The following is an 18,672-nucleotide window of genomic DNA, read 5'->3' on the forward strand; positions in this document are numbered from 1 at the left end:
CATGTCCACTTCCGCGCTGCGCCTGAGCGGCATCGACATGCACTACGGGTACGTCCGGGCCCTGGCCGGTATCGACTTCCACGTCGAACCGGGTGAGGTGGTCGGACTGCTCGGTGACAACGGCGCCGGCAAGTCGACGCTGCTCAAAGTGATGTCCGGCGCCCACCGGCCGAGCGGCGGCAGCATCGCCGTGCACGGCCGGGAGGTGGAGTTCCACTCCCCCAGCGACGCCTCCGACGCCGGGATCCAGATGGTGTACCAGGATCTGGCTCTGATCGACGCCCAGGACATCTCCACCAACCTCAACATCGGGCGGGAGATCCTCTACAAGGGCCCACTCGGCTGGCTCGGCTTCATCGACCGCAAGGCGATGCGCCGGCGGTCCGAGACCGAACTCGACCGGCTCGGGGTGCGCACCGCGCCGATGACCCGGCCGGTGGAGATGCTCTCCGGCGGACAACGGCAGGTGGTCGCTCTGGCCCGCAGCGCGATCCGGGTCAGCGGATCACTTTCCGAAACCGGCGACACCAACGGGGTCCTCCTTCTGGACGAACCCACCGCCGCTCTCGGGTATGAACAGACCAAGCAGGTCGAGGCCCTGATCCGCCGGATGGCCGGTCAGGGCGTGGCGATCGTTCTGGTCACCCACAATCTTCCGCTGTGTCACGAGGTGGCCGACCGGGTCGTCGTGCTGAATCGTGGCAGCAAGGTGGCCGACGTACCGATGGCCGGCACCGACCCGGACCACATCGTCGGCTGGATCACCGGCGCCCGCCCCTCCCAGACCTTTCAGGAGTACCCATGACCTCCCGAGTTCTCGTCATCGGCGGCGGCATCACCGGCGGTGTGCTGGCGCTGGGCCTGGCCCAGCGCGGCGTCCAGGTCGTGCTGCTCGAACTGCGCCACGCGCTGGGCGGTGTCGGCCACGGCATCACCCTGCAGGGCAACGCGCTGAAGGCGTTCCACGCCGTCGGCATCTACGACGAACTGGCCGGACACGGTTTCGCCTTCGACAAGCTGCGGATGTTCCGGGCCGACGGGGTGCAGATGATGGAGATGCCGGCACCGCCGATGGGTGGCGCGGCGGTGCCGCCGACGATGGGCGCGCTGCGCGCCGACCTGGCCGACATCCTGGCCCGGCGGGTCCGCGAGGCCGGCGTCGACGTGCGGCTGGGGGCCACCGCCACCGCCCTGGACGACCGCGGTGATCATGTGGTGGCGACCCTGTCGGACGGCAGCACCGAGACGTTCGACCTGGTCGTCGGCGCGGACGGCATCCGGTCGTCGACCCGGCGGATGATCGGGATCGAGGCGCAGCCGCACAAGGTCGGCATGGGCATCTGGCGGGTCGTCGCCGAACGCCCCGAGGCGATGGACTCGTCCGGGCTCTACTACGGCGGCCCCAAGTTCAAGGCCGGGTACACGCCGATCTCGGAGACGCTCTGCTACGCGTTCCTGCTGGAGGAGAACCTGGATCGGTCGCTGGTCGGCGAACACCCCAACGGCAAGATCATGAAAGAGCACGGGCGTGGGTACGGCGGGGTCTGGGGCCAGGTCCGCGACAGTCTCGCCGACGACGCGATCGTCAACTACCAGTACATCGAAGCGGTCCTGGTGGACGGCCCGTGGCACCGCGGACGGATCGTCATCATCGGCGACGCCGCGCACGCCTGCCCGCCGCTGATCGCCCAGGGCGCGGCCATGTGCGCCGAGGACGCGGTGGTGCTCGCCGAGATGCTCACCGCCGGTGACCCGGTCGAGCAGGTGCTGCCGGCGTTCCACACGCGCCGGTTCCCGCGGGTGAAGATGGTCCTGGACAACAGCCTGACCCTGGCCGAGTGGGAGATCCACCCGGAGACGCCGGGCGCCGACCCGGGCCGGATCATGGGCCAGACCCTGCACGCCCTGTGCGTGCCGGCCTGAGCGACTACGACTCGGCCTTTTACAACTCGGCGGCCAGCTCGTCGAAGCGGGCGAACAACCAGCGGTGAGCGGGGTCGGCGAGCCGGTCCCGCCCGTACCAGTAGCCCTCGGCCAGGACCACCTCGGCGAACGGCGGCTCGATCATCACGATCGGGCCGCCGCCGGTCAGGTGCAGGCGGGCCAGGCGTTCCGGGACGACCGCCACCATCTCGGTGCCCTCGATCACGAACGCGAGCGGCAGGAACCCGGGCACCTGCAGCACGATGCGGCGATCGATGCCGTGTTCGCCGAAGACCCGGTCGACCGGGGTGAGCACACCCGGCCCGAAAGTGGCCACCGCGTGCGGCAGTTCGGCCAGGTCGGCGAGGCTGAGCCCGGCGCCGCCGGTCAGGCGCGGGTGACGGCGGTCGGCGATCAGCACCATCCGGTCACGCCACAGCGGTTTACGTTCGCCCTGGAACCCGAACCCCATCGGGGCGACCAGGCTGTCGAATTCCAGCAGGGTACGTTCGGAGGTGCGAGCCTTCGGCCCGATACGTTCGATCGACAGCCGTACGCCCGGCGCCTTGGCCCGTAGATGACGTACCAACGGCTCGTGCAGGACCGCGATGGCGTAATCGCTCATCGCCAGGCGGAACACCCGCTCGCTGGTGGAGGCGTCGAAGTCGTCCTCCAGATCGAGGGCCCGCGCGATCAGACGGACCGCCCGCTGCGCCTCGGGCAGCAGATCCCGGGCGAACGGCGTCAGCTCGTAGTCGCGTCCCGACCGCACCAGCAGCTCGTCATCGAAGCGGCGCCGCAGTTTGGCCAGGGCCGCGCTCATCGCCGGCTGCCCGACCTCCAGGCGGGCGCCGGCCCGGGTCACGTTCCCCTCCTCCAGCAGAACCCGGAGAAAGAGCAGCAGGTTGAGGTCGGTCCCACCCAGGGTCATACCGGAGACTATGACGGTGAAGGAACGGCTGCGGGAAGTCGACGCCAATCTGTTGTTGTCGCTGCACGCTCTGCTGGAGGAGCGGAACCTGACCCATGCGGGCGAGCGGATGACGATGAGTCAGTCGGCGATGAGCAGCGCCCTGATCCGGTTGCGGCGGCATTTCTCCGACGAGTTACTCGTAAGATCGGGGCGCGGTTTTGATCTGAGCCCGCTCGCCGAACGTCTGCGGCCGGCCGTCGCCGAAGCGGTGGAGGCCGCGGAGGCCCTCCTGGGGACGCAGCGCGAGTTCGACGAGGCGTCCAGTACCCGGCGGTTCCGGGTGAGCATGTCGGAGTACGCGATGACCGTGCTCGCCGAGCCGTTGACCCGTCTGATCGCCGAGCAGGCGCCGGGGTGTTCGGTGGCTCTGGACGTGCTCGACGTGTTCGGGGCCCAGTTGGAGACGCAGCTGATGCGCCGGGACCTGATCGTCGGGCCGCTGGGTTTCGACTTTCCGGGGCAGACCCAGCCGGTGTTCACCGATCACCTGGTGTGTGTGGTGGCCCGGGACAATCCGCGGCTGTCCGGTGGGGCGCTGACCGTGGACGATCTGGCGGCGATGGCGCACGCGGTGGCCGAGTTCAGTGCCGCCGGCGAGCACAAACGCCCGTTGGAGAAGGCTCTGGAACGGCACGGGCTGGCCGACCGGACCGTGCTGGTGCAGGTGACGAGCCTGTTGACGTTGCCATTCGCGGTGGCCGGCACCGAGATGTGCGCGTTCATGCCGTCCCGGCTGGCCCGCCGATGCCTCACCTTTCTGGACTTGACCATTGCTCGTACGCCCCTCGAAACGGTCCACATCACCGAGGCGGCCCACTGGTACGGCGGCCGGGAACGCGATCCGGGCGTGGCGTGGTTACAGCGGCTGCTCTACGACGTGGCGGTGGCGGTCGAGGCCGAGTAGGCGTTTCTCGTATGCCAGCGATCGCTGGTGGCGATGCCTTCACTTCTTGTCACCGGTGCTGCCGTGGATGTCCCATGGTGTGACTGCCGACACGAAGGAGCATCCAGTGACCTGGGACGACGGCAACCCGTATGTGGATCGGCTGACCGAGGGTGTGCACGCCTACGTGCAGCCGGACGGCGGCTGGATGGTGAACAACTGTGGGGTGATCGCCGACGCCGCGGGCACGGCGATCCTGGTCGACACCACGTCGACCGAACGCCGGAACCGGGCGATGCTGGCGTCCCTGCACGCGGCGCCGCTGGCAGTGGTGAATACCCATCACCATCCGGATCACACGTACGGCAACGGGTTCCTGCCGGCGCAGACCCTGGTGATCGGGCACGAGAAGTGCCGGGACGAGGTGCTGGCCGCGGGGCTGGAGGCGACGAAGGTGATCACCGCCCCGGATTACGGGAACCTGGTGCTGCGCCCGCCGAACCTCACCTTCAACGACACGATGACGCTTCATCTGGCGGACTTCCCGGTCGCGTTGCAGCACGTCGGGCGGGCGCACACCAGCAACGACGTAGTGGTGTGGCTGCCGGAACAGCGGGTGCTGTTCGCCGGGGACCTGGCGTTCGCGGGCGGGCAGCCGTTCCTGCTGGAAGGGTCGGTGGCCGGGTTCCGTGCCGCCATCGCGCACATGCGGGCTCTCGCGCCCGAGGTGCTGGTGCCGGGGCACGGGCCGGTGTGCCGCGGCGACGAGGTCGGGAAGCTGCTGGACGGCCTGGACGCGTACGTCGCCTTCGTCGCGGACGTGGCCGCGTCGGCGTACCAGCAAGGGTTGTCGCCTTTGGAAGCCGCCGTGAAGCACCGCGACAATCCCTATCAGGGGTGGGCGGAGACCGAGAGGTTCGTCGGCAACCTGCACCGGGCGTATTCCGAGCTGGCCGGCAACCCGGCCGATCACCGGCTGACCGTGGCGTCGGTGTGGCCGGACATGGTCGCCTTCCACGGTGGGCCGATCGCATGTCACGCCTGACCCCGCCGCGCCGGGTCGTCACCGGCCACACGCCCGGCGGTGTGTCGGTGGTGCTGTCGGACGGGCCGGTGCCGGTCAGCCGGGAACTGCCCGCCGACGGGGTGGCCTTCCACGAGATCTGGAACACCACCGGCGCCCCGGCCCGGATCCTGGCCGCAGAGCCGTCCGAGCCGACCGAACAGTCTCTCGCCGTCCCGCCGCCGCCGTCCGGCACGAAGATCCGGATCAACGAGTTCCGGCCCGGTCACCTGGACGCCCGTGGCCTGCAGTCACCGGTGCACCGGACCGCGTCGATCGACTACGGCATCGTCCTGGAGGGCTCGATCACGCTGATCCTGGACGACTCGGAGGTGACGTTGCACGCCGGTGACGTGGTGGTGCAACGCGGAACCGACCACGCCTGGGCCAACCGTGGCGACGTGCCGGCGAAGGTGGTCTTCATCCTGGTCGACGGCGAGTTCGACGATTCGCTGGCGACCTCGTTGCCGGGCGGCCTGTCCGGCTTGATGCGGTCTTGACTTGCGGTCTTGACGCAATAAACAAGGGGGGCGCCGTCCCAGGCGGCACCCCCCTCATCCCCCCAAGAAGGTCTTACTTGCCGCGCCGCTTGTTCAGGATGTCGAAGGCGACGGCGACGATGAGCACCAGGCCCTTGATGACCATCTGCCACTCGGGCACGACGTTCGTGATCGACAGGCCCATGTTGAGCACGCCCATGATGAGCGCGCCGATGATGGCGCCGGTGACCTTGCCGACGCCACCGGTGACGGCGGTGCCACCGATGAAGGCGGCGGCGATGGCGTCCAGCTCGTAGTTCTGGCCGGCCGAGGCGACCGCGGAACCGGCGCGGGCGGTGGTGATGACCGCGGCGACACCGGCGAGCATGCCCATGTTGACGAACAGCAGGAAGTTGACCCGCTTGGTCTTCACCCCGGACAGCATGGCGGCGGGCAGGTTGCCACCCATCGCGTAGATGTGCCGACCGAAGATCGTGTTGTTCATGATGAACGAGTAGAGCAGGACCAGCACGCCCACGATGATCAGGACGATCGGCATACCGCCGGCGCTGTTGGCCAGCAGCCAGGTGAGGTAGCCGATGGCCGCGATACCGACGACCGCCTTGACGACGAACGCGATGAACGGCTCGGTGCGCAGGTCGTTGCGGACCAGCTCGCGACGGGTGCGGATCTGGCTGATCAGCAGGCCGAGCGCGGCGACCGCGCCGATCACGACAGAGACCGTGTCGAGGTTGCCGAGGAAACCGAGCCAGTTCGGCAGCGCGCCGTTGGCCAGGGCGTTGAAGTCGCTGGGCAGGCCACCGACGGTGGTGCCGACGAAGTAGATCGCCAGACCGCGGAACAGCAGCATGCCGCCGAGGGTGACGATGAACGCCGGGATGCCGACGTACGCGACCCAGAAGCCCTGCCACGCGCCGACGATGCCGCCGATGATGATCGCCAGCAGGACCGCGACCGGCCACGCCACGTCCCACTGCATGACCATCAGACCGGTGAGGCCGCCGACGAAGGCGACCACCGAACCGACCGACAGGTCGATGTGACCCGCCACGATGATCATGACCATGCCGATGGTCAGGATGAACACGTACGCGTTCTGCTGGATCAGCGACACGACGTTGTTCGGCAGCAGCATCAGTCCGTTGGTGTCGAACTGGAACCACAGGGTGATCACGACCAGCGCCGCGACCATCACGTACTGCTTCAGGTTGCCGCCGAGGTAGCCGGCGAGCGAGCCGCCCTCGGTCTTGGTCTTGGTGGCCGTGCTCACCGGGTTGCTCCGCTCTTCTCCATGGTCATGTAACGCATGAGGCTCTCCTGCGAGGCCTCGGCGCGGGGCAGCTGACCGGTGATGCGCCCCTGGCTCATCGCGTAGATCCGGTCGCAGATGCCGAGCAGCTCGGGCAGCTCGGACGAGATCACGATGACGGCTTTGCCGGAGTCGGCAAGCTTGTTGATGATCTCGTAGATCTCGTACTTGGCGCCGACGTCGATACCGCGCGTCGGCTCGTCGAGGATCAGCACCTCAGGCTCGGCGAACAGCCACCGGCTGAGCACCACCTTCTGCTGGTTACCGCCGGACAGCTTGCCCACCTGCACGTCGACGCTGGGCGTCTTGGTGCGCATGTCCTTGCGGTACTGCTCGGAGATGGTGATCTCCTTGGCGGCGTTCACCACGCCGAGACGGGCGATCTTCGTCAGCCGCGCCGCGGTGGTGTTGCGCTTGATGTCCTCGATCAGGTTCAAGCCGTAGTGCTTGCGGTCCTCGGTGGCGTAGGCGATGCCGTTCTCGATGGCCGCCGACACGGTCTTGATACTGACCGGCTTGCCGTGCAGGAACAGCTGGCCGGAGATCCCGGAGCCGTAGCTGTGGCCGAACACGCTCATCGCCAGCTCGGTCCGGCCGGCGCCCATCAGCCCGGCGATCCCGACGATCTCGCCGGCCCGCACGTTGAGCTGGGCGTTGTCCACCACGACCCGGCTCGGGTCGTTCGGGTGGTGCACTGTCCAGTTCTCGATCCGCAGGATCTCCTCGCCGATGGTCGGCGTGTGATCCGGGTAGCGGTTCTCCAGGTCCCGGCCGACCATCGTACGAATGATGCGGTCCTCGGAGACCGGCTCCACCCCGTGCATGTCGAGGGTCTCGATGCTCTGGCCGTCGCGGATGATCGTCGTGCTGTCGGCGATCGCGGCGATCTCGTTGAGCTTGTGCGAGATGATGATCGACGTGATGCCCTCGGCCTTGAGCTGGCGCAGCAGACCGAGCAGGTGAGCGCTGTCCTCGTCGTTCAGGGCCGCGGTCGGCTCGTCGAGGATGAGCAGCTTGACCTTCTTGGACAGGGCCTTGGCGATCTCGACGAGCTGCTGCTTACCGACACCGATGTCCATGATCTTGGTGTCCGGCTGCTCGTTCAGGCCGACGCGCTCCAGCAGGTCGGCAGCCTGCCGGTTCGTCTGCGCCCAGTTGATCACGCCGCCCGAGGCCCGCTCGTTGCCGAGGAAGATGTTCTCGGCGATCGACAGGTACGGGCTGAGCGCGAGCTCCTGGTGGATGATGACGATGCCGCGCTCCTCGGAGTCACGGGTCGTCTTGAACTTGCAGGTCTCGCCCTCGAAGACGATGTCGCCCTCGTAGGAGCCGTGCCCGTAGACGCCGCTGAGAACCTTCATCAGCGTCGACTTACCAGCGCCGTTCTCGCCACAAATGGCGTGGACCTCCCCGCGGGCCACGCTCAGCGTGACGTCCGAGAGCGCCTTGACGCCCGGGAAGGTCTTGGTGATCCCCCGCATCTCCAGGATCGGGGTCGTGTCGTTGGCCATCGTACGACTCGCTTGCTCTAGGTCCGACCGGAACGGCCGGGCCCCCTCGCGGGGACCCGGCCGGTTGCGACTTACAGGCCGAGCTTGTCGGCGGTGTAGAAGCCGGAGTCGACCAGCTTGGTCTTGATGTCGTCCTTGACGACGACCACCGGCGGGAGCAGGTACGACGGGACGACCTTGTTGCCGTTGTTGTAGGTCTTCTCGTCGTTGACCTCGACCGTGGTGCCCTTGACGATCGCGTCGATCATCTTGGCAACCTGGTCACCCAGGGTGCGGGTGTCCTTCCAGACCGTCATGGACTGCGTGTCGGCCTGGATGTTCTTGACGTTCGCCAGGTCGGCGTCCTGACCGGTCAGGATCGGGTAGTCAGCGCCCGGCTTGTAGCCCTTGGACGCCAGCGACTGCGCGATACCCAGCGCGAGGGAGTCGTTCGGGGAGAGAACGACGTTGACCTTCTTGCCACCGGTGTAGAACGAGTTGAGACGGTTGTCCATCTCCGCCTGCGCGGTCTCGGACTTCCAGCCGGTGATGGAGACGGTCTTCCAGTCCTCTTCGCCGGCGATCTTCTTGCCCGACGGGATGACCAGCTTGCCGCTCTCGACGTACGGCTTGAGAACGTCCCACGCGCCGTTGAAGAAGAACTTGGCGTTGTTGTCGTCCGACGAGCCGGCGAAGGGCTCGAGGTTGAACGGGCCCTTGCCGTCCTTGAGGCCCAGCTTCTCCTCGATGAACTGGCCCTGGAGCTTGCCGACCAGGTAGTTGTCGAAGGTGGCGTAGTAGTCCACGTTCGGCGTGCCGTTGATCAGGCGGTCGTACGCGATGACCTTGATCTTGGCGGTGGCGGCCTTCTCGAGCACCGGGCTGAGCGCGGTGCCGTCGATCGAGGCGACGACCAGAACCTTGGCGTTCTGGTTGATCATGTTCTCGATCTGGGTGATCTGCTGGTCCACCTTGTTGTCGGCGAACTGCAGCGAGGTCGTGTAACCGGCCTTCTTCAGCAGATCGTCGAGGTGCGCGCCGTCGTTGTTCCAGCGCTCCAGGCTGCGGGTCGGCATGGCGATGCCGACCAGGCCGCCACCGGAGCCCGACGAACCGGAGGTGGACTCCTCGGCGTCGCGGGTGCTGCTGCAAGCGGAAGTCGCGGCCAGAGTTGCAGCCATGGCGACCGACGCGAGGACCCGGAAGTTCTTGGACACCTCGGCGTCTCCTTTCAATCGGGCCCGGGGGGTTTCGGGCCGCATTCAGCTTCGATTTGTTGCTGGGCACAACATACGGCGCTTACGAGCAGGTTTCACGAAGGGGTCCGTAACGGCTGTGTAACACTCCCCGTGACCGAGGAGGCCATCAACCGAGGTACCCGGAGGCGAAAGCCCGCACAGCCCGTGATCAAACTCGGGGCATCCTATTTGTTGGCACCAGCGACTAATCCCGCCAGGGTCCCCCTTCGACAGACCGCTATCGTGGCGTCACTCACGCGAAGGAGGGACGATGCAGACCGGAACGGTCAATCCACGAGCCGCGCACCTGTCCCTGGCGCTGCGCCACGTCGCCGACGCCACCGACGGTATCTCCCGGGCCGGAATCGCCGCCCGCACCGGCCTCAACCGGTCCACCGCGTCCAGCCTCATCGACGAACTGATCACCGGCGGCCTCGTCAAGGAGACCGGCTTCCACAAGGGCGCCGCCAAAGCCGGCCGCCCCGCCACCGCCCTCGGCCTGCGCGACGACGGCCCCGCCGGCCTCGGCATCGACGTCAACGTCGACTACACCGCCGTCTGCGTCGTCGACCTGACCGGCGCCCTGCGCTACAAACACGTCCTCGCCGAAGACCAGCGCGGCCACACCACCCGCGAGATCCTCGACCGGATCGCCCGCCTGGCCCGCGGCGCCCAGCAGGCCGCCGACGCCGACGGCCTCACCCTGTGCGGCAGCGCCGTCGCCGTCCCCGGCATCGTCGACCGCGCCCACACCAAGGTCACCCTCGCCCCCAACCTCGGCTGGCGTGACCTGGACGTCACCGAAGTCCTGCCCGCCGACATCCACGACGGCCGCACCACACTCGACAACGAGGCCAACTACGCGGCGCTGTCCGAATCGGCCCTACTACGCCGCCACGCCAGCTACCTGTTCGTCAGCGGCCAGATCGGCGTCGGCGCCGGCATCGTCCTCGACGGCACCCTCTACCGCGGCGCCCACGGCTGGTCCGGCGAGATCGGCCACCTCACCGTCGACCGCGACGGCCCACCCTGCCCGTGCGGCCGCCGAGGTTGCCTGGAGCGATACGCCGGCCAGGAGGCCATCCTCCGAGCCGCCGGCATCGGATCCGACGCCGGCACCAGCTTCGGCGTCCGCCCCACCGTCGCCGTCCTGGCCGAACGAGCCCGAGCCGGCTGCCCCGCCACCGTGAAAGCCCTGACCCGAGCCGGCCACGTCCTCGGCGACACCCTCGCCGGCTGCCTCAACCTCCTGGACCTCACCCACGTGGTCCTGGGCGGCATATACCGCGAACTGGCCCCCTGGATGTCCCCACCGATCGAACACGAACTGTCCACCCAGTTCCTCGGCGCCCCCTGGGCCATCCCGACGGTCCAGGTCGCCACTTACGGCCCGGAAGCCCCCGCGATCGGCGCCGCCCGCTCAGTGATCCACGACGTCCTGACCAACCCACTGCGCTGGCTGACCCGCTGACCCACCCCCGGCCCGCGCCACTCACCGCTTCTACCGGGCCTCCCGGCAGTCGTCGTTTCTTCAACCCGGCGCCGGTACGTTCCAACCGCCCCGCCGAATCCAGACCGCCCCGCCTCGTCGCCGCGAGGCAGGCGTGTCCCCTCCCGGCCGACCCGCGACCGCCGGGCCGAATGCGACCCTCACCGAAATCTTCAGCCGGGAGAATCAGCCGCTAAAACCACGACCTCGATGTCGCCGTCACCCTGGTAGCCGCGTTCCGCCTTGAAGCGCTCCCGAAGCGCTTCGTGCCGGTCCGTATAGGTGTCGTTGCGAAGTATCCGACCGATCGTGCGCTCAAAGACGATTAAGTAATAATTCACCATCTCACCCCATCTCGTCGCAGTCGCACTGGCCGAGCAGCATCTGCAACCTGTCGCGCAGACCGCTCTCTACGGTACGGGCCCGCCGGTGAAGTTCTTTGATCTTGGGGTCCGGCGTCCGGATGGCCGCAGCCAGCTGCGAAATCTCGAGGCCGAGCTGCTCGAACCCATCGAGCCTGTCGCCCAGCGACTGCACCTCGGCCAGAAAAGCCGCCCGCGTCACATGCCCATCTCCTGACGTGACCGCAATCCTTTCGGGCTCCGCTACGCCATCGCCATGACGCAGGCCGCGCCCCCACCGATCGCCCAACTTCTCAATGACCTCCGCCCAACGGTGTTGGAGGTCGGTTCGGACCTGCACTTCAACGGGGAGGCGCTCGACGAAGAGGACGACGTGCACCGCGCGGTAGCCGAAACTCGGCTCCTTCCTGCGATCCAGGACCCGAGACTCCTTGTCTTGAGTCGCATGGTCGGTTCGAGGCCCACGGCACGAAGGCGATCGCGGACATCCGCTAAAGCGTCGTCGTAAGCGGCGGGTACGAGCTCCAACAACTCGGAGTCCACAGCCGTGATCTGTTCGGCATCCCGGAGCCGGACGCCGAGCTTGTCGAATTTCGTACCTGAGATTGGCAGCGGCACGGGCAGACGATAAGGGCTTGTCTCGGGTCTTCTCGACCGCTTAACACGATGGGGTGAACGAGCGGTTGGAAAGCAGGTGCTGTCTATTCGGAGGGACGAATGGCGAAACAGCCCGAGGTGACGCTGAGGATGCGTTTGAAGTGGCGGTTCAGGTGGGGCTGGACCTACGGCCAGCAAGTCCCCGCGATCGGCGCAGCCCGCTCGGTGGTCCACGACGTCCCGGTTCCCCTCCCGCGGCCCGCGCCGCTCACCGCTGCTACCGGGCCGCCCTGCTGTCCGGCCCGCGCCCACCACCCGGTGTCATGCCGGCCAGCGCTCTCCGGCCGGTGTCATCGCGGCTTCGGTACCGCCGTGGGCATTTCTCGGGTGGTTCGCAGCGGTGACAGCAGGGCGGGCAGGAACGCGGCGGTCATTCCGGCCGCGCCGATCCACAGCACGGCGGGTGCACCGAGCAGGCCCCCGAGCGCACCGCCGAGCAGACCGGCGAGCGGCATACCGCCCCACTGGACGAAACGGACGGTGGCGCTCATCCGGCCGAGCAGACGATCAGGGGTAGCGGTCTGCTGGAGGCCCACCTGAGCGATCAGCCGGACCACGCCGCCCATCGAGACCAGAGCCAGTCCGGCCATCGCGAGCCACAACGGCCATCCCGCCCGGGTCATCGGCATGAACATCGCGGCCGGGGCCGTGCACAGCGGCGCCAGGCAGACGGCCGGGCCCGGCCCGATCCGGGTGATCACCCGCCGTGCCACCAGCGCACCGGCCAGCCCACCGCCTGCCATCGCGGACAGCGTCAGACCGATACCGAACGACCCCAGGCCGACATGCCGGGACAGGAACACCAGCAGCATCGTCTGGTAGGTGACCAGGAACAGGCTGAACACCCCGTCCGTGAACAGCATCGGCCGCAACAGCGGGTGGCCGAGCACGAACCGCAGCCCCTCCCCGATCTCCCGCATCAACCGCCGGTCACCGGTCGCCTCCACAACCGGCTCGGGTTTACCGACACCCCACATCCCGAGAGCGGACAGCAGCAGGCCGGCCGAACTCGCCACAAGCGTCAACGGCGCCCCCAGCCAAGCGACCAACGGCCCGGCCGCTCCGGGGCCACCGACACTGACCGCGGAACGCGCCGCGGCAATCTTCGAGTTGCCCTCGACCAGGTGCTCCCGGCCGACCAGAGCCGGCAGGTAACTGGTGTAGCCGACATCGAACAGCACCGTTGCCAGTCCGTGCGCGAGCGCGACCCCGAACAGCAGCCAGATCGTCAGCGCATCCGCCCACCAGGCGACCGGGACGACCAGCAGGAGTACCGCACGCACCAGATCCGCACCGATCAGAACCGGCCGTTTGCGCCAGCGATCGACCCACGCCCCCGCCGGCAGCCCGATCAGCAGCGACCCGGCCGTGGTCATGGCGGTGAGAACACCCACCTCGAACTCGCCCGCGTCCAGCCACAGAATCGCCACCAGCGGCAACGCCAGGAACACGAACCGATCCGCGAGCTGCCCGGCGACCGTCGCGGCGAAGAATCGACGGAAGTCCCGGACGAGGAAGAGGCCGGCACCAGGCAACCGAGACAAGGTTCTCCCCACAGGTCAAAATCGGGTCTACCGGTTCTAACATGCCGGAACACCAAGTGGTCCAATCTGGACGGACTTCTTCCCCGGCACAGGCGGAACACCAGACCAGGCCGGGCGCACGCCGCGGCCGGAGGTTGCGGGCGGGATTTTTCGGTGAGGGTCGCATTCGGCCCGGCGGTCGCGGGTCGGGCTGGAGGTTCCGCCTGCCTTGCGGGGACGCGGCGGGACGACCTGGATTCGGCGGGACGACCTGGAACGTACCGCCGCGGGGTTGGAGGACGACAACAGCCGGAAGGCGCGAACGGACCGTGTGCGAAGTTGCCTCGCGTCGCCGAATGCCGGATGCGAGCGGGGGTACCCGGCGATTTCACGTCGCGAGGTCGATCGGCGACGTCAGCACGTGGTGGAGAGGCCGGCGAAATGGCCGGGGGTGACGCCGAGGATGCGTTTGAAGTGGCGGTTCAGGTGGGGCTGGTCGTGGAAGCCGGCGTCGGTGGCTACCTGGCGTAGTGGGTGGCCGGTCAGGATCAGGCGGCGGGCCATGTCGACTCGACGGGAGATCAGGTACTGGTGGGGGGACATGCCGAACTCCTGGCGGAACGATCTGACCAGGTGGGCGGGGGCGAAGTGCAGGGTCGCGGACGCCGCGGGCAGGGACAGTCCGTCGACGATGTTGGCTTCCAGCAGGTCGCGGAGCCTCTGGGCGGCGGCCCGGCTCGGTGGGCGCGGGCCGGCGGGGTCGCCCAGGTGGGTGCGGAGACGATCGAGAGTCAGGGCCAGGAGGCTGCCGGCCAGCGGGGCGTCGCCGGGGACACGGATCAGCCGGTGCACTCGGGAGATCGCGGTGTGCAGGGCGGCGTCGGTGATCGCGGGTGCGTCGACGCTGGCGCCGATCAGGCCGGCCGGTAACTGGTCCTCCTCCAGGTAGAGGACACGTTTGCGGAAGCCGCCGGGCCGGGCCGACGTGCCGTTGTGCGGGATCCGGGGCGGCAGGACGGTGACCAGATCACCGAAGGCGCCGCGGGAGTGCCGGTCCAGGTCGTAACGGACGGCGCCGGCGTCGACGAGCAGCACCGTCCACGTGTCATGGGCGTGCATCGGGTAGGCGTGCTCGTCGAAACGGGCGTGCAGCACCTCGGCGACTCCGGGCAGTGGTGGCCGCCAGGCTCGGAGCGGCGACGGATGGCCGGCGTGCACGGGCACGTCAAAATCGTACAAGACCCGGGGTGTGGGCTCGGGAAACGATGGTTGCATGAGGTTCGAAACCAAGATTGCCGTGCTGTTGCGGGACGACCTGCTGACCTGGCAGCGGCTGAACGTCACCGCTTTTCTCGTCTCGGGGCTGGGTTCCACGGTTCCGGAGGTGGTCGGGCAGCCCTACGTCGACGCCGACGACGTCGAGTACCTGCCGATGTTCCGCCAGCCGGTGATGGTCTTCCAGGGCGGCAAGGAACTGCTCACGGCGGCTCACACGAAGGCGCTGGGCCGGACCCGGCTGTCCGTCTTCACCTCGGACCTGTTCGCGACCGGACATGACGCGGCCAACCGGGACGCGGTACGCGCCGTCCGTACCGCCGATCTGGATCTGGTCGGTATCGCCGTGTACGGCCCCCGCAACACCGTCGACAAGATCTTCAAAGGTGCGCTGATGCACCGGTGAACAGGTAGGACGTCGTCTCCGCCTCCGGACGCCGGGCAGCGGCCGGAGGCGGTTCGCCGATGACCGGGTAGCCGATGCGGATCACCAGGTAGGGGTGGACCGCCCCGCCGATCAGGGTTCCGAGCAGGCCCCGCGGCCACGGCGCTTCGACGAGTTCACTCATCGGCGAACACGCGACACCCCGGACCGTCGCGGTGAGCAGCAGCGCCGACAGGGCTTCGCCCGCCCGCAGCCAGTCCCCGCCGAGAGTGCTGTGCAGGATCAGGTAACGGGCGCCGACGTCACCGTCACCGGTTGCCGGGCCGTGCAGCGCCCGCATCGGCACCGGCCGGACCCCACCGGCCGACGACCCGCCGGACGCCCACTGCGCGACCTCGGCCGTGTGACCGGGACGGTGGGCGGCGTCGCCGGCGGCCCGGGCGGTGGCGGCGGCCAGCAGCGGGACCTCGTCCCGGCGTACCAGATGCGTGTCGAACCCGTGCGGAAGAACCACCCGGCGCAGCTCCGCGATGGTCTCGCCGGACGGTGGCTGGGCGCCGAAGGCACGCCGGTCGGTGTACCGGTGCGCGATGGCCCCGGCGAGCTCGGTGAACTCGGGCGCCGCCGTCCCGGCGAGGGTGATCCGGGCGAGCGGGTCGGTTCCGCGTTCGACGGCCAGGTCCCAGCCCTGCGCGCGGATCGTCACGACCGCGTGATGCAGGGCGGCACCACAACTGAGCAGGGCGAGATGCCGGTCCGGGTCGACGTGCGCGAGTAACCGCGCGGGGTCAGGGCGCAGTTCGGCGGTGTGCCGCCCGATCCGCCACTGCCACGGCTGCGTGTTCAGGATCGACGGCGCGTGCCGAGCCTGGCGTGCCGCGTGCGCGAGAACTGCCGTCCGGGAAGTCATACCCCGAGCCTGATCCACCCGAACCGAACCATGCAGGGCCATAAGGCCCGGACTCCGAGACCCCGATGGCGCCGGTCAATGATCTTGGTTAAGGTAGCGCGCTCGGGGATCTTGCGGAAAGGCACGCATGCGGAAGCGGACTGTCGGTGGCGCCATGATGTTGCTGGCGGTGGGTGGTTGCGCCGGTGCGGGTCCAAGTGATGCCGGCGGAGTGACGGCGAGTGCGAGCCCCAGCCCGGTGGACGCGGCTGTCGCGTTGGTACAGGCGCGGGCAGCACTGGAGAGCGCGTCCTACCGGTTCGCCACGACGCTGAACAACGGCGTCAGCGTCACCGGCGTCGTGGATCCGCGGAGTCAGGACTCGGAGACCGTGATGACGAGTCCCCAGGGCACCCTCACCATCCGCAAAGTCGACGGCGTGAACTATGTGCTGGTCGCCACCACCGAGTCGACGGGAGAACCCGGAACCGACGGCACGAAGTGGGTCAACGCGACGGCGGAAGGCGGTGGGGCCGCCGCGTTCGAACCGGCAACTCTGAACCAGAGCCTCTCGAGCGCCACCGAAGTGCGATGGGCCGACGACGACACCATCAGCGGCGTCATCGACATGGTGAAGGTGGCTGAGCAGCTCGGCGGCGATCCCACGGCACTCGCCGGGAAGGACACGCGCTTCCCGTTCGAGGCGGACATCGACGCTGCTGGACGGCTCGTCGAGTACCAGTTCATCCCGCCGGCCGGCCTCTCCGCCACATCCAGCGTCACGTATTCGGACTTCGGCACCCCGGTCGCCCTCGCCGCGCCCCCGGCCTCGGAAGTCAGGGCCCCCTGAACCGCGCTCAAGCAAGCGCGTGCAGGGCCGACTCCCAGGGGAAAGCCTCGATGGCCTCGGCACCGTCGGCGGTGTCGTGGGGTTCCCACTGGCCGGGGCCGAACAGGACCGTCACGCCCTCGGCGCGCAACTGGTCGACGCTGCGGCGGAACGGCAGGCGGGACGCCAGCGCGCGGTTGACGTACGGCAGCACCACCACCGGGATACCCAGGCCGGGTGCTTCGGCGAGCAGGCCCAGCACGTAGGTGTCCGCGACGCCCAGGGCGAACTTGTTGATCGTGTTGTACGTCGCCGGGGCCAGCACGATGGCGTCCGGGCGGGGCGGCCGGGGATCAGTCGGCGCCCGGTAGCGGCTGCGTACCGGGCGGCCGGTCTGTGACGCCAGGGCCTCCTGGTCGATGAAGGCGAGTGCCGACGGGGTGGCCACCACCTGCACCGTCCAACCGGCGGTCTGCGCCAGAGTGACCAGCCGCCCCACGTGACCGGCGGCGCCGGACGCACAGACGAGCACGTAGAGCACACCGTTCCCGACGATCATGGTTCTGGCATATCACGATCAACGGCGATCCCCGAAGCGCCGGGCGGCCGGACGCCCGGATCGGCGGGTCAGGCAGCGGGCTTGCCGGTGATGCGCCACAGCCGCACCTTGCCGTCGGCGCCCGCGGTGACCACGCGTTTGCCGCCGGGGATGATCCGCACCGCCCAGACCGGCCCCTCGTGCCCGGTCAGCGGCGAACCGACGAGGCTTCCGGTAGCCGTGTTCCACACCCGCACGGTTCCGTCGTCGCTGCCGGTGGCCAGCAGATTTCCGCCGCGGACGAACCGCAGGGCACGCACCGGCCCGGTGTGACCGGCGAGTGGCGCGGTCACCGCCCGGCGGGTCGTGGTGTTCCACACCTGAACGGTGTTGTCCCCACCGGAGGAGGTGGCGAGGAGCTTCTTGCCGAGGCTGAAGGTGAGCGCGTACACCGGCCCGGACCTGCTGGTGATCGGTTCGCCCGCGGGTTCGCCGGTCGCCGGGTTCCAGAGCCGCACCACATTGCCGCCGCCGGACGCGGCCAGCAGTTTGCCGTCGGGGCTGAAGCTGGTCGCGTACACCGGGCCGGGGTTCACGGTCAGCGCTTCGGCGATGGGCCGGCCGGTGGCGGCCAGCCACAGTCGTACCGTGTTGTCGACACCCGCGGTCACGAGGCGTTTGCCGTCCCGGCTGAAGGCGACCGACTGCACCGCACCGGCGTGACCGGTCAGCGTGTGCACCAGGCGCCCGGTGGCGGGTTCCCACAGCCGGGCCGTGCCGTCGTCACCGGCGGTGGCCATCAACTGGCCGTTCGCACTGAACGCCACCGAGCGCACCGGCCCGACATGGCCGGTCAGCAGCATTGCGGACCGCTTGCCGGTGACCGGATCCCACAGCGCCACCCCGCTGTCACCGGCGACGGCCAGCAGTCTGCCGTCCGCGCTGAATTCCAGGGAGTTGACCGCGCCGGTGACCCCGGTGAGCGGTTCGCCGGCGCGGCGGCCGGTGGCCGTGCTCCACTGCCACACCGTCGAATCGCTGACGGTGGCGAACACTTTCCCGTCCGGGCGCAGCGCGATACGACCGTTCACACCGGGCACGACAGCACGGGGCCGTGCGTCGGGCACGACAGCACGGGGCCGTGCGTCGGGCACGACAGCACGGGGCCGTGCGTCAGGGACGACGGTCCCGTGCTGCGACTTCCGGGCGGGTTGCGCGACGGCCGGCGCGGTGGTGAGCCCGAGCAGCCCGATCAGGGCCACGACGACGGCCCCTCCGGTGCGGAACCCGGCGTCTTTGCGCTCTCTGTTGGTAGCCACGATCGCACCGTAACGACCATTTCCAGC

Annotated in this window: 19 protein-coding genes; 8 read left to right on the top strand and 11 right to left on the bottom strand. The window is 68.8% G+C overall.

Annotated elements, in window-relative coordinates:
- Position 1 precedes the first annotated feature (1 nt).
- A complete protein-coding gene (locus BLU81_RS16890) occupies positions 2–805 on the top strand; it encodes an ATP-binding cassette domain-containing protein (RefSeq protein ID WP_092545549.1) in 804 nt (267 codons plus the stop codon).
- Positions 802–1,923: an FAD-dependent monooxygenase gene (locus tag BLU81_RS16895; RefSeq protein WP_092545550.1), complete on the top strand. Its 1,122-nt coding sequence runs from the start codon at positions 802–804 to the stop codon at positions 1,921–1,923. The genes BLU81_RS16890 and BLU81_RS16895 overlap by 4 nt, the downstream gene beginning before the upstream one ends.
- Positions 1,924–1,942: 19 nt before the next feature.
- Here BLU81_RS16895 and BLU81_RS16900 read toward each other — a convergent pair whose 3' ends face one another.
- Positions 1,943–2,854: a LysR family transcriptional regulator gene (locus BLU81_RS16900; RefSeq protein WP_092545551.1), complete on the bottom strand. Its 912-nt coding sequence runs from the start codon at positions 2,852–2,854 to the stop codon at positions 1,943–1,945.
- A gap of 10 nt (positions 2,855–2,864) precedes the next feature.
- On the opposite strand from BLU81_RS16900, the gene BLU81_RS16905 reads away from it, so the two are divergent.
- The 3 genes from BLU81_RS16905 (at position 2,865) to BLU81_RS16915 (ending at position 5,342) form a co-directional block, all read left to right on the top strand.
- Positions 2,865–3,800, top strand: a complete 936-nt coding sequence (locus BLU81_RS16905; protein WP_092545552.1) for a LysR family transcriptional regulator — start codon at positions 2,865–2,867, stop codon at positions 3,798–3,800.
- Positions 3,801–3,906: 106 nt separating this feature from the next.
- Positions 3,907–4,824 carry an MBL fold metallo-hydrolase gene (locus BLU81_RS16910; RefSeq protein ID WP_197686254.1) on the top strand — a complete coding sequence of 306 codons (918 nt, stop codon included), beginning with the start codon at positions 3,907–3,909 and terminating at the stop codon, positions 4,822–4,824.
- On the top strand, positions 4,812–5,342 hold the full coding sequence (locus BLU81_RS16915; RefSeq protein ID WP_172890564.1) for a cupin domain-containing protein: 531 nt from the start codon (positions 4,812–4,814) through the stop codon (positions 5,340–5,342). Before BLU81_RS16910 ends, BLU81_RS16915 begins: the two co-directional genes overlap by 13 nt.
- 73 nt (positions 5,343–5,415) lie before the next feature.
- Here BLU81_RS16915 and mmsB read toward each other — a convergent pair whose 3' ends face one another.
- From mmsB to chvE, 3 genes are all read right to left on the bottom strand, one after another.
- On the bottom strand, positions 5,416–6,612 hold the full coding sequence (mmsB, locus tag BLU81_RS16920; RefSeq protein WP_231954593.1) for a multiple monosaccharide ABC transporter permease: 1,197 nt from the start codon (positions 6,610–6,612) through the stop codon (positions 5,416–5,418).
- Positions 6,609–8,162, bottom strand: coding sequence for a multiple monosaccharide ABC transporter ATP-binding protein (gene mmsA / locus BLU81_RS16925; RefSeq protein ID WP_092545553.1), 1,554 nt, complete (start codon positions 8,160–8,162; stop codon positions 6,609–6,611). Before mmsA ends, mmsB begins: the two co-directional genes overlap by 4 nt.
- A 71-nt stretch (positions 8,163–8,233) precedes the next feature.
- A complete protein-coding gene (gene chvE / locus BLU81_RS16930) occupies positions 8,234–9,358 on the bottom strand; it encodes a multiple monosaccharide ABC transporter substrate-binding protein (protein ID WP_197686256.1) in 1,125 nt (374 codons plus the stop codon).
- 292 nt (positions 9,359–9,650) lie between these two features.
- On the opposite strand from chvE, the gene BLU81_RS16935 reads away from it, so the two are divergent.
- On the top strand, positions 9,651–10,850 hold the full coding sequence (locus tag BLU81_RS16935; RefSeq protein ID WP_092545554.1) for an ROK family transcriptional regulator: 1,200 nt from the start codon (positions 9,651–9,653) through the stop codon (positions 10,848–10,850).
- A gap of 191 nt (positions 10,851–11,041) precedes the next feature.
- Here the strand turns inward: BLU81_RS16935 and BLU81_RS48340 are convergent, their stop codons facing one another.
- The 4 genes from BLU81_RS48340 to BLU81_RS16950 all read right to left on the bottom strand — a co-directional run bounded on the left by BLU81_RS48340 (position 11,042) and on the right by BLU81_RS16950 (position 14,685).
- Complete coding sequence (locus BLU81_RS48340; protein ID WP_157751640.1) at positions 11,042–11,212, bottom strand: hypothetical protein; 171 nt, start codon at positions 11,210–11,212, stop codon at positions 11,042–11,044.
- Position 11,213: 1 nt separating this feature from the next.
- The gene (locus tag BLU81_RS16940; RefSeq protein WP_157751641.1) at positions 11,214–11,609 is read right to left on the bottom strand and encodes a nucleotidyltransferase family protein; all 396 of its coding nucleotides are present in this window, start codon (positions 11,607–11,609) and stop codon (positions 11,214–11,216) included.
- Between the two features lie 568 nt (positions 11,610–12,177).
- Positions 12,178–13,431, bottom strand: coding sequence for an MFS transporter (locus BLU81_RS16945; RefSeq protein ID WP_231954595.1), 1,254 nt, complete (start codon positions 13,429–13,431; stop codon positions 12,178–12,180).
- 393 nt (positions 13,432–13,824) lie between these two features.
- Complete coding sequence (locus tag BLU81_RS16950) at positions 13,825–14,685, bottom strand: helix-turn-helix transcriptional regulator (RefSeq protein ID WP_092545557.1); 861 nt, start codon at positions 14,683–14,685, stop codon at positions 13,825–13,827.
- On the opposite strand from BLU81_RS16950, the gene BLU81_RS16955 reads away from it, so the two are divergent.
- Positions 14,684–15,091 carry a DUF2000 domain-containing protein gene (locus BLU81_RS16955; RefSeq protein WP_092545558.1) on the top strand — a complete coding sequence of 136 codons (408 nt, stop codon included), beginning with the start codon at positions 14,684–14,686 and terminating at the stop codon, positions 15,089–15,091. The two genes, BLU81_RS16950 and BLU81_RS16955, sit on opposite strands and share 2 nt — an antisense overlap.
- Here the strand turns inward: BLU81_RS16955 and BLU81_RS16960 are convergent.
- The gene (locus tag BLU81_RS16960; RefSeq protein ID WP_092545559.1) at positions 15,066–15,980 is read right to left on the bottom strand and encodes an Acg family FMN-binding oxidoreductase; all 915 of its coding nucleotides are present in this window, start codon (positions 15,978–15,980) and stop codon (positions 15,066–15,068) included. The two genes, BLU81_RS16955 and BLU81_RS16960, sit on opposite strands and share 26 nt — an antisense overlap.
- 127 nt (positions 15,981–16,107) lie before the next feature.
- Here BLU81_RS16960 and BLU81_RS16965 point away from each other — a divergent pair, with 127 nt between their 5' ends.
- Positions 16,108–16,809: a hypothetical protein gene (locus BLU81_RS16965; protein WP_157751642.1), complete on the top strand. Its 702-nt coding sequence runs from the start codon at positions 16,108–16,110 to the stop codon at positions 16,807–16,809.
- 7 nt (positions 16,810–16,816) lie between these two features.
- On the opposite strand, the gene BLU81_RS16970 is transcribed toward BLU81_RS16965, so the two are convergent.
- Positions 16,817–17,347: a flavoprotein gene (locus BLU81_RS16970; protein WP_092545561.1), complete on the bottom strand. Its 531-nt coding sequence runs from the start codon at positions 17,345–17,347 to the stop codon at positions 16,817–16,819.
- Positions 17,348–17,415: 68 nt separating this feature from the next.
- Complete coding sequence (locus tag BLU81_RS16975) at positions 17,416–18,645, bottom strand: WD40 repeat domain-containing protein (protein WP_231954599.1); 1,230 nt, start codon at positions 18,643–18,645, stop codon at positions 17,416–17,418.
- Between the last annotated feature and the right edge of the window lie 27 nt (positions 18,646–18,672).

Source organism: Actinoplanes derwentensis, assembly GCF_900104725.1.
GTDB classification, from domain to species: Bacteria; Actinomycetota; Actinomycetes; order Mycobacteriales; family Micromonosporaceae; genus Actinoplanes; species Actinoplanes derwentensis.

Bases quoted from the DNA above. Each gene is read 5' to 3' on its own strand.
- mmsA (WP_092545553.1), bottom strand. From the start codon at position 8,162: ATGGCCAACGACACGACCCCGATCCTGGAGATGCGGGGGATCACCAAG.
- BLU81_RS16955 (WP_092545558.1), top strand. From the start codon at position 14,684: ATGAGGTTCGAAACCAAGATTGCCGTGCTGTTGCGGGACGACCTGCTG.
- BLU81_RS16965 (WP_157751642.1), top strand. From the start codon at position 16,108: ATGCGGAAGCGGACTGTCGGTGGCGCCATGATGTTGCTGGCGGTGGGT.
- BLU81_RS16950 (WP_092545557.1), bottom strand. From the start codon at position 14,685: ATGCAACCATCGTTTCCCGAGCCCACACCCCGGGTCTTGTACGATTTT.
- BLU81_RS16895 (WP_092545550.1), top strand. From the start codon at position 802: ATGACCTCCCGAGTTCTCGTCATCGGCGGCGGCATCACCGGCGGTGTG.
- BLU81_RS16915 (WP_172890564.1), top strand. From the start codon at position 4,812: ATGTCACGCCTGACCCCGCCGCGCCGGGTCGTCACCGGCCACACGCCC.
- BLU81_RS48340 (WP_157751640.1), bottom strand. From the start codon at position 11,212: ATGGTGAATTATTACTTAATCGTCTTTGAGCGCACGATCGGTCGGATA.
- BLU81_RS16970 (WP_092545561.1), bottom strand. From the start codon at position 17,347: ATGATCGTCGGGAACGGTGTGCTCTACGTGCTCGTCTGTGCGTCCGGC.
- BLU81_RS16960 (WP_092545559.1), bottom strand. From the start codon at position 15,980: ATGACTTCCCGGACGGCAGTTCTCGCGCACGCGGCACGCCAGGCTCGG.
- BLU81_RS16890 (WP_092545549.1), top strand. From the start codon at position 2: ATGTCCACTTCCGCGCTGCGCCTGAGCGGCATCGACATGCACTACGGG.
- BLU81_RS16905 (WP_092545552.1), top strand. From the start codon at position 2,865: ATGACGGTGAAGGAACGGCTGCGGGAAGTCGACGCCAATCTGTTGTTG.
- BLU81_RS16900 (WP_092545551.1), bottom strand. From the start codon at position 2,854: ATGACCCTGGGTGGGACCGACCTCAACCTGCTGCTCTTTCTCCGGGTT.
- BLU81_RS16935 (WP_092545554.1), top strand. From the start codon at position 9,651: ATGCAGACCGGAACGGTCAATCCACGAGCCGCGCACCTGTCCCTGGCG.